The following is a 14,612-nucleotide window of genomic DNA, read 5'->3' as shown; positions in this document are numbered from 1 at the left end:
GCGGCGAGACGGGTGAGGGGTTCTCTCCGCGCGCGCCTCTCGCAGTCGTCTTAGCGGATAGAGACCCCTCATCCGGCGCTTCGCGCCACCTTCTCCCGCAAGGGGAGAAGGAAGAAGGCCGCCTTGCTAGGCGAGCGTACGCCGCTCAAACTCGCCCGCCAGCACGCGCCACCGGAACAGCGGCGAGTCTTTCGGCGGCGACAGCTCTGGGGTCCAGCCGGTGAGCTTTTCCAGCGTGTACGTGTCCATCACGAGACCGCGCCAGCGGCGCTCGACCTGACCGAGCGGCTCGCGCTTGGCGGGGATGTTCTCCCACAGTGATGAGCGATTGTCCGGCTCGCGCCCGACATAGATGCCGACGTGGCCCTTGATCCGGTCCATGCCCGGATCGCGAAAGTCCTGGAAGCGGCCGCGCTCGTTGATCTCGATCACCGGCACCCGGCCCCTGAACAGCCAGCGCATCATGGCATAGGTGCGGTAGTCCGTGGTGGCGATCCAGGTCGCGCCAGTCTCGTCCAATGCGGCCTGTGCGCGCGCGGCGACCTGCTCGTAACCGGACTCGGCACCGATCGGATCGATCTTGCCAAGTAAATTCCAGGGCGCGGCGACGTAGTAGAGGAACACGATGACGACAAAGGCGGTGCCGGAGACCACCGCCGTGTTGACCCAGAACAGCGACGATCTGATCATCCGCGCCGACCATTTTTCACGCGACAGCATGGTGAGGTTGACAGCGGCGGCGGCGAAACCGACCGGCCACATGAACATCGGCCAGGTGTCGCCGACGCGGAGGGTCAGCGATTTCGCCAGGAAATAGAGAAACGGCACCAGGACCGCGGTCGACAGCAAAATCGCGACCGGCTCGCGCGTGCTATAGCCGCGCCACGCCGTCAGCACCACCCCCGTCAGTACCACCGGCAGCATGACGAAGCCGACCAGTCCGAATTGCAGGCCGATGTAGTCGCCGAATGTGCGGAGCGAGATGCCGTAGCTGGTGGTGGCGCGCACACCCTGGAAGCGAATCGCGGCCCAGTCGTGCTGCACGTTCCAGATCAGGACCGGCGAGAACACGGCGATTGCGATCAGGACCGCGAGATAAGGATAGGGGCTGCGCAACCAGCGCCAGCGCCAATCCGGCACCAGCAGAAAGGCGGCAACCGCCGGTGCGAACATGATCACGGTAAATTTCGACAGCATCGCGAGCCCGGCGAACAGGCCGGCCGCGAGCCACCAGCGGCCGTCGCCGCCCTGCGCGAGCCGCACCAGGCACCACATCATTGCCACCGCAAACGGGATCATGGCGACATCGGGCGCGACCTTGGCCATCAGCAGTCCGTAATAGAGCGCGGCCTCCGGCATCAGCACCGCGAGCACGACGGCGCGCACATCATGAGTGAGGCGGCGGACGATGTCCGCGAGCAGGAGCTGCGTCACCAGCATCGCGACGATGCCGCCGAAGCGCACACCGAGTGTGGTGTCGCCGAAGATCGCAGTACCGAACCGGATCAGCCAGGCGATGCCGGGGGGATGATCCAGGAAGCTGAGCGCCGTCTCCTGCGACCAGGTCCAGTAATAGGCCTCGTCCGTGCGCAGCTCGATGACCGAGGCGTAGACGATGCGCAGCAGCGTCATCGCGGCGATGATCGCCGCGGCCATGACGAGCGGCCGGCGCGCCGCGCCGGCGGGGAGCATCGTGATGTCGGGAGCTGTCCTCACGGCGGCGCTTTTCGCCAACCTGGGAGGGGGAGTCAATGTTGGGTACCGTCGTCCCGGATCCGCGTGCGCCCCCGGGGGTGCTTGTCCAGGACGACACGGAGATTGCGGCCGCTTGCCGCGCATGTGATCGGGCGCGCTATCCACCCCCGGAATTAAACGCGACGCTGGCTGTTCTCCTTCATGAACTGATACAACAGAATCATGGCCGCAACCGCATCCACACGATTTTCCGATCTTTCCCGCGCCATCAGCGTACGCCAGGTGCGGCTGGTTTGCGGTGTCATCCTGTTCGCCTATGTGGTCAGCCATTTCCTCAACCATGCGCTCGGCAACATCTCGGTCGATGCCATGGAGATCGGGGTCTACTACCACATGCTGTTCTGGCAGTTCCTGCCGGTTGCGATCGTGTTCTACACGGCGGCGCTCACGCATATGGGGCTCGGCATCTACGCGTTGTATCAGCGCCGGCAGTTCCGTTGGCGGACGGTCGAGCCGCTGCAGCTCGTGCTGGGCTTGAGCATCCCCGCGCTGGTCATGGCGCATGTGATCGGGGTGCGGCTCGGTCAGACGCTTTACGGACACCAAAAACTCTATCCGCAGGAACTCTATCTGTTCTTCGTCGCGTCGAACCGTATCTGGACCATGACGATCCTGCTTCTCATCGCCTGGGTGCACGGCTGCATCGGCATCTATTTCTGGCTTCGCCTCAAACCGTTCTTCACGCGCGCGGCGCCCTATCTGCTCGCGGCTGCCGTGCTGATCCCGACGCTGTCGCTGCTGGGTGTCTACCAGGGTGGCCGCAGCGTCGAGGTCGAGGCCGACGACGGGGAATGGCGGACGCACAATCTCACGCGCCGCCAGCTGGGCACCACGGCAGAGGCCGCGATGCTCGACCGCATCACCGGCGGCCTCACCGCCGGCTATCTCGGACTGCTCGCTTTGGCGCTGCTGGCGCGTGGCGCGCGCGCCCTGTGCGAGCGGCGCGGCGGCATGATCGCGCTGTCCTACGGCAACGGCAAGACGGTGCGCGTCCCCAAGGGCCTCTCCGTGCTGGAAGCGAGCCTGCGCCACAATGTGCCGCATGCCAGCGTCTGCGGCGGCCGCGCCCGCTGCTCGACCTGCCGCATCCGCATCATCGGCGATCATGGCGCCCTGCCCGAGCCGTCGCAGCGCGAGGCGTTCGTGCTCACCCGTGTCGGCACCAGTGACCCCTCGATCAGGCTGGCCTGCCAGCTGCGGCCGACGTCGGATCTCTCCTTCTTCCAGCTCTTCACCGCGCATACGCTTTCGGCGAACACACAGGCCTCGACGCCTGCCAGAATCGGCCAGGAGCGCTATCTCGTCAGCCTGTTCGTGGATATGCGCGGCTCGACGCAGCTGGCCGAGAAGCGGCTGCCGTTCGACACCGTGTTCATCGTCAACCGCTTCCTCGGCGCCGTCTCGCAGGCTGTGATCGAGAATGGCGGCCAGCCGAACCAATTTGTCGGCGACGGCATGCTGGCGCTGTTCGGACTGAGCGCCGATCCGCAAACCGCCTGCCGGCAGGCGCTGAAGGCCGCCGCCGGCATCGCCAGGCATATCGATGAGCTCAACGAGCTCCTGTCCCACGATCTACGCCAGCCGATCCGCTTCGGCATCGGCATCCATGGCGGCGAGGTCATCATCGGTGACATCGGGTATCGCGATCACATCGTCTTCACGGCGCTGGGCGATGCTGTCAACGTCGCGGCCCGCCTCCAGGACATGACCAAGACGCTGGCCTGCGAAGCGATCGTCTCGGAGGAAGTCCGCCGGACCGCCGGCCTTGCCGACGATGCGCTGCCGCAGCAGGAGGTCGCGATCCGCGGCCGCGACGAACCGATGGCCGTGCGTGTGGTTGCGGACGCGAGGGAGCTGTCGGCGCTCGTCGATCCCGGCGAACGCGTCGCGGCGTAACACCGGCTTGCTGCAACGCAGCGGCATGGGCCTGCTGCGAAAGCACGAATTGACTTCATCTGAGTCGTTGCGACAGATGAGTGAGAGATCGCGGTGATGACCGTGATCCAACGAAAAGCTCCGGGAGGAGACCACATGTTCGATCGACGCGACCTGCTCAAAGGAGCGGGCCTTGCCGCTGTTGCGACTGCACTGAACTCGACCAAAGCGCTGGCACTCGACACCGTCGCCCTGCCCTTTGCCAATGGCGAACGGCCTTTGGTGAAATATCCGCAGAAGCGGCCGATGATCGGCCTGACCAGCCGCCCGCCGCAGCTCGAGACGCCGTTCGCGGTGTTCAACGACGGCCCGATCACGCCGAATAACGCGTTCTTCGTGCGCTATCACCTTTCCGACCTGCCCTACAGTCTCGACCCCGACAAGTTCACGCTCGAGGTCAAGGGCAAGGTCGACAAGCCGCTCAAGCTGTCGCTGAAGGATATAAGGAAGATGAAGGCGACCGAGATCGTCGCCGTCAACCAGTGCTCCGGCAACAGCCGCGGCTTCCTGGATCCGCGCGTGGCCGGCGGTCAGCTCGCCAACGGCGCGATGGGCAATGCGCGCTGGCGCGGCGTGCCGCTGAAGGCCGTGCTGGCGATGGCGGGCGTGCAGAGCGGCGCCAAGCAGGTCACCTTCAACGGCATGGACGGTCCGGTCAGCGACAAAACGCCCGATTTCGTCAAGGCGCTCGATATCGATCACGCCAACGACGGTGAGGTGATGCTGGCCTATGGCATGAACGGCGAAGACCTGCCGTTCCTCAACGGCTTTCCGCTGCGCCTGATCGTGCCCGGCTATTTCGGCACCTATTGGGTCAAGCACCTCAACGAGATCACCGTCGTCGACAATGTCTATGACGGGTTCTGGATGAAGTCGGCCTATCGCATTCCGGACACGCCGAACAATGCGGTCGAGCCGGGCACCGCGCCGAAGGCGACGATCCCGATCAACCGCTTCACCATCCGTTCCTTCATCACCAGCGTCCCGGACGGAGCCAAGCTGAAAGCAGGCGGCACGACGCTGCGCGGCATCGCCTTCGACGGCGGCAAGGGTATCAAGGAGGTCGCGGTCTCCACCGACGGCGGGAAGACCTGGACCAACGCCAGGCTCGGCAAGGATCTCGGCAAATACTCATTCCGTGAATGGACGCTGCCGGTGAAGCTCGCGGCGGGCTCCCACGAGCTCAAGGTGCGCGCCACCGGCAATGGCGGCGAAACCCAGCCGGATACGCCGCGCTGGAATCCGGCGGGTTACTTGCGCAACGTCGTCGAAACCGTCCGCGTTACCGTGGCTTGAGGGGAATGATCATGCAGCGCACCGTTTTCCTCGCCATCACGCTCGCCCTCGCCGCCGTGGTGGGTTCGGCACTTGCAGCACCGGTCAATTACAAGACCCCCGATGAGGTCGCGGCGTTCAAGCTCGGGCCCAATCTCGAAGTCGTGCAGGGCAATTGCAGCGCCTGCCACTCCGCCGACTACATCAACACGCAGCCGCCGATGAAGGACAAGAAAGGTTTCTGGCAGGCCGAGGTGACCAAGATGATCAAGGTCTATGGCGCCCCCATCGACGATGCCGATGTCAGCAAGATCGTCGATTATCTGGCCGCGACTTATTGACGGATGGCGCGCGGCGCGCCGACCAAGTGACCGCGAAAAGGGCAAATCCGGCAAAAACGCCGCGAAGTTGAGCGGAATTCGCCGAAATGCCGATGTGGTTTGAGCTACCAAGCCAGCCACATTCCGCGTATCGTATTAGGACCGAACCGGCCGGTTGGCGGGGACTGGCGGTTCGAGATCTCGGAGGAAGACCCGCGGAGAAGTCGTGATGGCTAAAGGTACGGTCAAGTGGTTCAACCCGACGAAGGGTTATGGATTTATCCAGCCTGCGTCGGGCGGCAAGGATGTGTTCGTGCATATCTCGGCAGTGCAGAAAGCCGGTCTGTCGTCCCTGAACGAAGGACAGACGGTTGAATATGAAGAGATCGCAAACCGAGGCAAAAGCTCCGCAGAGAACCTCAAAGTATAAGCCCGCCGGCTTTTGCTAACTCCCGGATCGATCCGGGAGCCGGGCCAAGAAATTTTAGAAACGGTCAGTGCACTCGACGACAGGCGTTGCGATTGCACAGGGAGAACTATTTGCCCGCGAAGACCGCCCATTGGACGCCACAGCAATGACAATCGCGACGGCACTTCGTTAGTCCACCGGCAATGGTGCGTCGCGCTTGATCTCCTCCATCACCGCATAGGTTCGCGTTTCGCGCACGCCGGGCATCGACAGCAAGGTCTCGCCGAGGAAGCGCCGATACGCAGCCATGTCTGCCAGCCGCGCCTTCACAAGATAGTCGAAGCCGCCGGCGACCATGTGACACTCCAGCACCTCGGGCGCCAGCTTCACCGCGCGGGCAAAACGCTCGAAATTGTCGGGCGTGGTCTTGTCGAGCAGCACTTCGACAAACACCAGGAGGCCGAGGCCGAGCCGGTGCGGGTTTAGCCGCGCGCCATAGCCCTCGATAAAGCCCTCTCGCTGCAAACGCTTCAGCCGTTCGCCGATCGAGGTCGGCGACAGCCCAATGCGCTCCGCGAGCTCGACATTGGCGATTCGCCCGTCCTGCTGCAAAATCGAGAGGATCTTCCGGTCGGTTCGATCTAATTCCATATTCCGTAAGGTCAAATGACTGGGCGACTTCATTTTCTAAGCCGAATGAGCTAAATTGTCTATCGAGCTAAGGTAGCGTGGGCATTATCCTGAATTGAAGCCACAGGACACGCCATGCCGAACATTCCGCCTCCCTTCTCCGCCGCCTACGCGCCCGATGACGCCGATATCGCCGCGCGCCTTTTGCCATCTGTGCATCTCGGCCCGCCGCAGGAGGCGCGGATCGATCGCACCGCGACGCGGCTGATCGAAGCCATCCGCAAGCGCGACGACCGGCTTGGTGGAGTCGAGGATATGCTGCGGGAATTTGCGCTCTCGACCAAGGAAGGGCTGGCCTTGATGGTGCTGGCCGAGGCCCTGTTGCGCGTGCCGGACGCGCGCACCGCCGACCAGTTCATCGAGGACAAGCTCGGCGAGGGCGACTTCATCCACCACGAGACCAAGTCCACCGCCTTCCTGGTCAACGCCTCGGCCTGGGCATTGGGCCTCTCGGCGCGGGTGATCCAGCCCGGCGAGACGCCCGATGGCACCATCGGCCGGCTGGTGAAGCGGCTGGGCGCACCCGCCGTGCGCACCGCCACGCGCCAGGCGATGCGGCTGATGGGAAATCATTTCGTGCTGGGGGAGACCATCGCGCAGGCCTTGGAGCGGGCCCGGCCGCGCTCCGGCGAGAGGCAGCGCTATTCCTTCGACATGCTCGGCGAAGGCGCCCGCACCGCCACCGACGCAAGGCGATATTTCGACGCCTATGCCAGCGCGATTCTGACTATCGGCAAGGCGGCGGGCAGCCATCCCCTGCCCGATCGGCCCGGCATCTCCGTCAAGCTGTCGGCGCTGCATCCGCGCTTCGAGGCAATCAGCCGCGACGGTGTGATGGCCGAGCTGGTGCCGCAACTGCTGGACCTGGCGCAGCGCGCCAAGGTCCATGATCTCAACTTCACCGTCGACGCCGAGGAAGCCGACCGGCTGGAATTGTCCCTCGACGTGATTGCGGCAACGCTCGCCGATCCCTCGCTTGCCGGTTGGGACGGATTTGGCCTCGCGATCCAGGCCTATCAGAAGCGCGCCGGCGACGTGATCGACTATGTCGATGCGCTCGCCCGGGCGCACGACCGCAAGCTGATGGTGCGGCTGGTCAAGGGCGCCTATTGGGACACCGAGATCAAGCGCGCGCAGGAGCGCGGGCTCGACGGCTATCCCGTGTTCACCCGCAAGGCGATGACGGATCTGAACTACGTCGCCTGCGCTCAAAAGCTGTTGAGTCTGCGGCCACGCATCTTCCCGCAATTCGCCACCCATAACGCGCTGAGCGTCGCGACCGTGCTGGAGCTTGCCGGTGCGAACGGCGGCTTCGAATTCCAGCGCCTGCACGGCATGGGCGAGGCGCTCTACGAGCAGCTCGCCAAGGATCACCCGGACATCGCCTACCGCACCTACGCCCCGGTCGGCAGCCATCGCGACCTGCTCGCCTATCTGGTGCGGCGACTGTTGGAGAACGGCGCCAACTCCTCCTTCGTGGCGCAAGCGTCCGATTATCGCGTGCCGGTTACGGCGCTGTTGCAGCGCCCGGCGGATGCCATCGTCCGGCCGCAGCACGCGGCCCATCCCAAGATTCCGTTGCCGGGCGACCTGTTCGCGCCCGAGCGGCGCAATTCGCGCGGCGTCGAATTCGGCGCGCGCGCCGCGCTCGACCGGTTGCTGACGGAGGTCAAAGCCGAGACGATCGACCTCAAGCCGATCGCGGACGCAACGCCGGATCAGGCCAATGCGGCAGTGGCTGCGGCGCGCGCCGGCTTTGCCGCCTGGAGCCGGACACCCGCAGCCACGCGCGCGGCGGCGCTGGAGCAGGCCGCGCATCTTCTGGAGAACCGCGCGCCCCATTTCATAGCGCTGCTGCAACGCGAGGGCGGCAAGACGCTCGACGATGCGCTGTCGGAGCTGCGCGAGGCCACCGACTTCTGCCGCTATTATGCCGCGCAGGGTCGCAAGCTGTTCGGCAACGATGTGGCGATGCCGGGCCCGACCGGCGAGAGCAATGCGCTGGCCATGCGCGGCCGCGGCGTCTTCGTGGCAATCTCGCCATGGAATTTTCCGCTGGCGATCTTCCTCGGCCAGGTCACGGCGGCGCTGATGGCCGGCAACAGCGTGGTGGCCAAGCCCGCAGAGCAGACCCCGCGCATCGCGGTCGAGGCGGTGCGGCTGCTGCACGAGGCCGGCATCCCCGCAAGCGCATTGCACCTCGTCACTGGCGACGGCCGCATCGGCGCCGCACTGGCCGCGCACCCCGATATCGGTGGAATCGTCTTCACCGGATCGACCGAGGTCGCGCGCAGCATCAACCGGGCGCTGGCAGCCAAGGACGGGCCGATCGTGCCGCTGATCGCGGAGACCGGCGGCATCAACACCATGATCTCGGATGCGACCGCGTTGCCAGAGCAGGTCGCGGACGACGTCGTCACCTCGGCGTTTCGTTCCGCCGGCCAGCGCTGCTCGGCGCTGCGGCTGCTGTTCGTGCAGGAGGACGTAGCCGACCGCATGATCGAGATGATCGCGGGCGCGGCGCGCGAGTTGAAGATCGGCGATCCAAGCGACGTCGCGACCCATATCGGGCCGGTGATCGATGTCGAGGCCAAGCAGCGCCTCGATGCGCACATCGCACGCATGAAGAGAGAGGCGCGGCTGCACTTTGCCGGCACCGCGCCGGAGGGCTGCTTCGTGGCGCCGCACATCTTCGAGCTTGGGGATGCCGGCCAGCTCACCGAGGAGGTGTTCGGCCCGATCCTCCACGTCGTGCGCTATCGTGCGGAAAATCTCGAACGCGTCCTGCAAGCGATCGAGCGCACCGGCTACGGGCTGACGCTCGGCATCCACTCCCGCATTGACGATACGATCGAGGCGATCGTCGACCGCGTCCAGATCGGCAACATCTACGTCAACCGCAACATGATCGGTGCCGTGGTTGGCGTGCAGCCGTTCGGCGGCAACGGCCTGTCCGGAACCGGCCCGAAAGCCGGCGGCCCGCACTACCTCGCGCGCTTTGCGACCGAGCAGACCGTGACGATCAACACCGCAGCAGCCGGCGGCAATGCTGCCCTACTCGCAGGGGATGAGTGAGGCGCGGCGAGGAGCGTTGCATCCCGCCGAAACATCGGTCTAATGCTGCCGTGACGTGGCCCTCGCCAATTCCAGCGCGCGGGATACAACACGAGTGAGGGAGCAACGCCGCAATGGAAAAGGGCATTTTTGCAGGGCTCAAGGTGCTGGATTGCGCGAGTTTCATCGCAGCACCAGCGGCCGCGACCGTGCTGTCGGATTTCGGCGCCGAAGTCGTCAAGATCGAGCCGCCCGGCGCCGGCGATCCCTACCGCAATCTGCCCAACATTCCGGGCTATCCGACCAGCGAGCACAATTTCGCCTGGCTGCTGGAGGCCCGCAACAAGAAGAGCATCGCGCTCGACCTCGCAAAGCCCGAGGCGCAGGCCGTGCTCTACAAGCTGGTCGAAGAGGCCGACGTCTTCATCACCAACATGCCGCCGCCGGTGCGCACCAAGCTCGGCATCACCTATGACCATCTCGCCCATCTCAATGATCGCCTGATCTACGCCTCGTTCACCGGTTATGGCGAGAAAGGCGAAGAGGCCAACAAGCCCGGCTTCGACAGCAACGCCTATTGGGCGCGCTCCGGCCTGATGGACCTCGTCCGCGCCGACACCGACACGACGCCAGCCCGCTCGGTCGCCGGCATGGGCGACCATCCCTGCGCCATGGCATTCTACGGCGCGATCGTCACCGCGCTGTACCAGCGCGAGAAGACCGGCAAGGGCTCGCACGTCGCCTCCAATCTGATGGCGAACGGCGTGTGGGCTGCGAGCGTGCTGGCGCAGGCAAAGCTCTGCGGCGCCAAGTTCGCCGAGCGGCGGCCGCGCGAACGCGCGTTGAACGCGGTCGCCAACCACTACCAGTGCAAGGACGGCCGCTGGCTGATCCTGTCACTGCTGAGCGAAGAGAAACAGTTTCCGACGCTGGCCAGGTGTCTCGGCCGCGAAGATCTCATCACCGACCCGCGCTTTGCCACCAAGCCCGACCGCCACGCCCGCTCCGTCGAGCTGATCAAGATCTTTGACGAGACCTTTGCGACCAAGGATCTCGCCGAATGGCGCAAGATCCTCGACGGCAACGGTCTCGTGTTCGGCATCGTCGGCATCCTGGACGACATCCCGAACGACAAGCAGATGCTTGACAACGAAGTTCTAGTGCCATTCGAAAACGACACCATGCTCACCATCTCCAGCCCGATCTGGATCGACGGCGCCAAGAAAGTGCAGCCGCGCAAGCCGCCCGACGTCGGCGAGCACAGTGACGAAATTTTGCGCGGCGCGGGATACGATGACGCCGCGATCAAGCAGCTGCGGTCGCAGGGGGCTGTGGGGTAAGGAGCCGACAGCGGTCATACATCCACGCTGTCGTCCCGGCGAAGGCCGGGACCCATATCCCAGAGAGGAAGAGGTCGAACGAAGCTGATAACTCCAAATCTTCGCCAAACTGCGTTCGGTGGTTATGGGTCCCGGCCTTCGCCGGGACGACGACGTAGATCGCTTCAACAATCACAGTCATCGCGAGGTCCCATGCCCAGCTACCGCCTGCACTACTTCCCCGAATCCGGCAACAGCTACAAGCTGGGGCTGATGCTGACGCTTTGCGGCGAGAGGTTCGAGCCGGTCTGGACCGATTTTGGCGGCGGCGTCACGCGCACGCCGGAATGGCGCAAGAGCGTGAACGAGATGGGTGAGATTCCCGTGCTCGAAGTCGACGGTGTGAAGATGACGCGGACCGCGCCTCTCCTGCTCAAGCTTGCCGAGCAGCACGGGCGTTTCGGCGCCGAGACCGAGGAGGAAAAGTTCGAGCTGCTGCGCTGGCTGTTCTGGGACAACCACAAGCTCACCGGCTACATGGCGACCTACCGCTTCATGCGCGCCTTCACGCAAAGCAACGATCCGCAGGTGCTGAAACATTTTCGCAGGCGGCTCGAAGACTTTCTCGGCATTCTCGACGGTCATCTCCAGCACAACGAATTCGCGATCGGAACCAGGCCGACCGTCGCCGATATCTCGATGATGGCCTATCTGCATTATCCGAGCGACGAGCACGGCTTCGACTTCGCGGAAAGCTATCCCGCCATTCACGCCTGGCTTGGCCGCATGGCCACACTGCCCGGCTGGCAGCCGGCCTACGAGCTGCTGCCCGGCAAGCGGATGACGAATTACGCGAAGTGAGGGCGCGGCTACTTCAGCGCCAGCCAGCCGAGCGTGAACAGGATTCCGCCGATGATGACGACGACCGCGACCGCCCAGGTGCTGACGCGGATGCTGCCGGTAACCTGCTTGGCCTCTTCATTCTGCGCGATCTCGCGATTGCGCTCCTTGTTGGCTTCGCTGGAGTCCGTCATGGGTCATCCAAACCGGTTCGAGACAGCCTAACGCGTCTTGATGAAGCACATGCCGATGCGGCGCGAAGCCGCGGCAGCCTGACAGGTCAATCCTTTAGCACAGCTCCATGACGTAAAACTCCTGTCGGTCGATCGCGATCCCGCATTTTCCAGGGAACAATGCGCGCCCCAGCCGTCCTGATATTCGGTCCCCGCCAGCTCAGTGCTGCCGCGGGTCTGCGGCCGGCTGGCAAATCCACGTGAGAAATCAGGACGTTTGCCTGCGGCCATCGCGGTCAGGATGTCACGGCGGCGGACCTGGTCGCCAAGAAAATGCGGCGAGGCCGGCACGATGGTCAAGTTGGACGGCTTGTCCGCAAGCCAATCAACGCCCGGGAAGTGAAAGCCGCCGATGCCGCGGGTCTGGTGGCAGCCGGCGCAGGTGACGTCATTGAGGCGGCGCTGGAAGCCCGCGACCGAGCGGACGTTCTGGATGTCCCCGCGCGCAGCAGCTTGCTTCAACGCACCAACCACATCGTTGTCGGAGAAGACCGGCTCGCCCTGTCCCTCTCCGTTGCGCTCCCCTTGCACCATCCCGAACTCCGGCTGCAACGGAGAAGCATCGAGGCCGGCTGGCGTCGGCACGATTGCAGCCTTGGCCAGGAATTTCTCGGGGATCAGCACCGTACCGCGATCGAAGTCGCGAAGATGATCGGGCGCGAGCAGCCAATCCCTGAAGTCGCGCCGGAGATCATTGTCAGCGAGAATGCGGTCGCGGTCGATCTGGTTCTCCAGCGTCGATTCCTCGAACGTCTTCGAGGCGGCGTCGTACTTGAACACCTTGAGCAGATAGTCGGAGCGGAAATCGTGCAGCGCCGATTTCGCCGCAACTGAGATCTGAATGTTGGTCTCGATGCGATCGAGCATCGCATCGTAAGGGAAGAAGTCGCTGCCGATCAGCCCCTGCCAGTCGCCATTGCCGAGCCAGCGTCGCGCGACCTCGGCGCAGGTGATCGGCTTGCCGTTCCCGTCCATCTGGCGCACGTCGCGCGCCTTCATCACCAGATTGAGCGTCATCGGCAGCCGCGTGGCTGTCCTGCCGCCATCCGGTTTGGTCTCGAAACGCACAAGACGATAGATCAGCCTGATCTCGCCGCAGGAGTCTTCCGAGACATAGGCCCGGTCCATGCGGTTGACGATGCCGGCCAGCACGAAACGGGTGTCGCGGGATTTCAGATTGGCGCGATCGAACAATTGTACGTCGAAGCCCTCGCCGACGCCGATGGTCTCGGTCGGATATGCCGCCTTCTGCTGGGCGACGTAGCGATCGATCTCCGCCTCGATCGCGGGAGGAATCTCCTTGAGCTGCGACAACCACGAAAACATCAGATCGGTCGTCAGCGGAAAGTTCGCGTTCCGCTCCGGCCACAACAGGCGCGAGATCGTGAGCGCATCGTGCTGGTCGAGCTCGCGCAGGAGATCGGGATCGGTGATCGCCGTGCCGCGTGCCAGTTGCGCGTTCTCCGCGGCCAACAACGACACGATGCCGCCGAAAAATACGGCGGCGGCAACGAGAATTCGCAAGGCGCGGCTCATGCCTCAGGTAACACCGCGCAGGGACGGCTATTCAAGCAAAAAGGCGCTTCACATCGTGGTGAAGCGTCTTTTCGGAAATCGGATATGGGCCGCTCAGCGCGCGACGATCAGCCCCTTGCTGGTGACGACGACCCAGCGGCCGTCCTGACGGCGGATCGCATCGACACGGCCAACCCCTGGGATGGGGTCACCGGCATACACCTCGTAGAGGCCACCGCGGCCCTCGACCAGTGCGCCGCCGTTGGAGACGTCGCGCAGCACCCAGCCTTCGACCGTCGGCAACCGGCCGACCTCGGTCTTGGGTGCGACGGGAGCCGGCGCAGCTGCGGCGGTTGCAACCTGGGTCGGTGCGATCGAACCAGTGGTCTCCTTGGCGGGCACGGCGGCTGCGGCCTGGACGGGCGCCGCGGGCGGGGTGGCGCGGAGCTTGTCGACCGTCTCGGACAGCTTTGCGATCTTGGCCATTGGCTCGGCCTGCGCCTTCTCGAGCTTGTCGAGGCGGTCGTTGGTCCGGTTGAACTGGCCGAGGCCGGTCTTGGAGGTATGCTCGACGTTGGCTTTGAGCGCGACGACATCGGCATCAATCCGGGCGACCGAGGATTCCAGCGCGCTGGTGTCGGCAACCTGTGCCGGCGCGGAGCTTGCGAAGTGCATCATCCCTGCGGTCGCGAGCGCGCCGCTGATGGCGCCGACACTGGCTGCAATCGCCACTACCGCGGCCATCGCCGACAGGCGGCGCGCGCCGCCGCTCTCGCGCGGCTCGTCCGCCTTCACATGCGGCGCAAACTCCTCACGGTCCCAGGACCGCTCTGCGGGTGCCATGACGATGAGCTTGCCGGGCTTTGGCTCGGACTTGGTCTCGGCTTTGGGCTCAACCTGGGCCTCGAACTTCGGCACCTCGATCCGCGGCGGCTCAATCTCGATCGGATCAGGCTTGGGCGGCGCCTCGTGGTCAGGGGCAATCGAAGGGGCCTCGATTCCCGCAGACTCGACGGCCTGCGGCGCGGTCGCGGCGGCTTCGACGACGCTCGTCTGCTCACCGGTCGTTTGGGCAGCCTGCTCAGCCATTGGTTCGCTCACAGCTCAAATACTCCACTCTGGATTGACCTTTTGGTAACTTTCATTGCTTGCGAAATCCTTACTTCGGGACCCGCTTACCGAAATTTTAGGGAGTCATCCGGGGCCGAATTGGGCCGGGAACGTGGAACCGGTGTGGCGGGTATGAAGCAATTTGTAACCGGGCGAA

General features: G+C 64.5%; 12 protein-coding genes. 7 read left to right on the top strand and 5 right to left on the bottom strand.

The genetic code is table 11. From position 1 onward, the window contains the following. Positions 1-126 precede the first annotated feature (126 nt). The gene (locus IVB54_RS06365) at positions 127-1,692 is read right to left on the bottom strand and encodes a glycosyltransferase family 39 protein (protein WP_018453677.1); all 1,566 of its coding nucleotides are present in this window, start codon (positions 1,690-1,692) and stop codon (positions 127-129) included. A 225-nt stretch (positions 1,693-1,917) separates the two neighbouring features. On the opposite strand from IVB54_RS06365, the gene IVB54_RS06360 reads away from it, so the two are divergent. The 4 genes from IVB54_RS06360 (at position 1,918) to IVB54_RS06345 (ending at position 5,715) form a co-directional block, all read left to right on the top strand. Beyond that, positions 1,918-3,651 carry an adenylate/guanylate cyclase domain-containing protein gene (locus IVB54_RS06360; protein ID WP_018453676.1) on the top strand — a complete coding sequence of 578 codons (1,734 nt, stop codon included), beginning with the start codon at positions 1,918-1,920 and terminating at the stop codon, positions 3,649-3,651. 135 nt (positions 3,652-3,786) lie between these two features. Then, positions 3,787-4,986 (top strand): molybdopterin-dependent oxidoreductase, encoded by a 1,200-nt coding sequence (locus IVB54_RS06355; RefSeq protein WP_018453675.1) that lies wholly within the window; start codon positions 3,787-3,789, stop codon positions 4,984-4,986. 11 nt (positions 4,987-4,997) lie between these two features. Then, entirely contained in the window at positions 4,998-5,306 is a 309-nt protein-coding gene (locus IVB54_RS06350; RefSeq protein WP_026232570.1) for a sulfite:cytochrome C oxidoreductase subunit B, read from the top strand. A 208-nt stretch (positions 5,307-5,514) separates the two neighbouring features. Then, on the top strand, positions 5,515-5,715 hold the full coding sequence (locus tag IVB54_RS06345) for a cold shock domain-containing protein (RefSeq protein WP_007596519.1): 201 nt from the start codon (positions 5,515-5,517) through the stop codon (positions 5,713-5,715). Between the two features lie 168 nt (positions 5,716-5,883). Here the strand turns inward: IVB54_RS06345 and IVB54_RS06340 are convergent, their stop codons facing one another. Further along, on the bottom strand, positions 5,884-6,345 hold the full coding sequence (locus IVB54_RS06340; RefSeq protein WP_018453673.1) for an Lrp/AsnC ligand binding domain-containing protein: 462 nt from the start codon (positions 6,343-6,345) through the stop codon (positions 5,884-5,886). A 114-nt stretch (positions 6,346-6,459) separates the two neighbouring features. On the opposite strand from IVB54_RS06340, the gene putA reads away from it, so the two are divergent. From putA to IVB54_RS06325, 3 genes are all read left to right on the top strand, one after another. Further along, a complete protein-coding gene (gene putA / locus IVB54_RS06335; RefSeq protein WP_247777104.1) occupies positions 6,460-9,459 on the top strand; it encodes a bifunctional proline dehydrogenase/L-glutamate gamma-semialdehyde dehydrogenase PutA in 3,000 nt (999 codons plus the stop codon). A gap of 113 nt (positions 9,460-9,572) precedes the next feature. Further along, positions 9,573-10,778, top strand: a complete 1,206-nt coding sequence (locus tag IVB54_RS06330; RefSeq protein WP_018453671.1) for a CoA transferase — start codon at positions 9,573-9,575, stop codon at positions 10,776-10,778. A gap of 192 nt (positions 10,779-10,970) precedes the next feature. After that, on the top strand, positions 10,971-11,618 hold the full coding sequence (locus tag IVB54_RS06325; RefSeq protein ID WP_247777103.1) for a glutathione S-transferase family protein: 648 nt from the start codon (positions 10,971-10,973) through the stop codon (positions 11,616-11,618). 8 nt (positions 11,619-11,626) lie between these two features. On the opposite strand, the gene IVB54_RS06320 is transcribed toward IVB54_RS06325, so the two are convergent. The 3 genes from IVB54_RS06320 to IVB54_RS06310 all read right to left on the bottom strand — a co-directional run bounded on the left by IVB54_RS06320 (position 11,627) and on the right by IVB54_RS06310 (position 14,434). Beyond that, a complete protein-coding gene (locus IVB54_RS06320; protein WP_007596528.1) occupies positions 11,627-11,791 on the bottom strand; it encodes a hypothetical protein in 165 nt (54 codons plus the stop codon). 27 nt (positions 11,792-11,818) lie between these two features. Then, positions 11,819-13,366: a hypothetical protein gene (locus tag IVB54_RS06315; protein ID WP_247296117.1), complete on the bottom strand. Its 1,548-nt coding sequence runs from the start codon at positions 13,364-13,366 to the stop codon at positions 11,819-11,821. Positions 13,367-13,459: 93 nt separating this feature from the next. Next, positions 13,460-14,434, bottom strand: coding sequence for a hypothetical protein (locus IVB54_RS06310; RefSeq protein WP_018453668.1), 975 nt, complete (start codon positions 14,432-14,434; stop codon positions 13,460-13,462). Positions 14,435-14,612 lie beyond the last annotated feature (178 nt).

This window comes from Bradyrhizobium sp. CW1 (assembly GCF_023100665.1).
Lineage (GTDB): Bacteria > Pseudomonadota > Alphaproteobacteria > Rhizobiales > Xanthobacteraceae > Bradyrhizobium > Bradyrhizobium canariense_D.
Note: the sequence above shows the minus strand (reverse complement) of the source record. Positions and strands in the feature narration are given on the sequence as shown.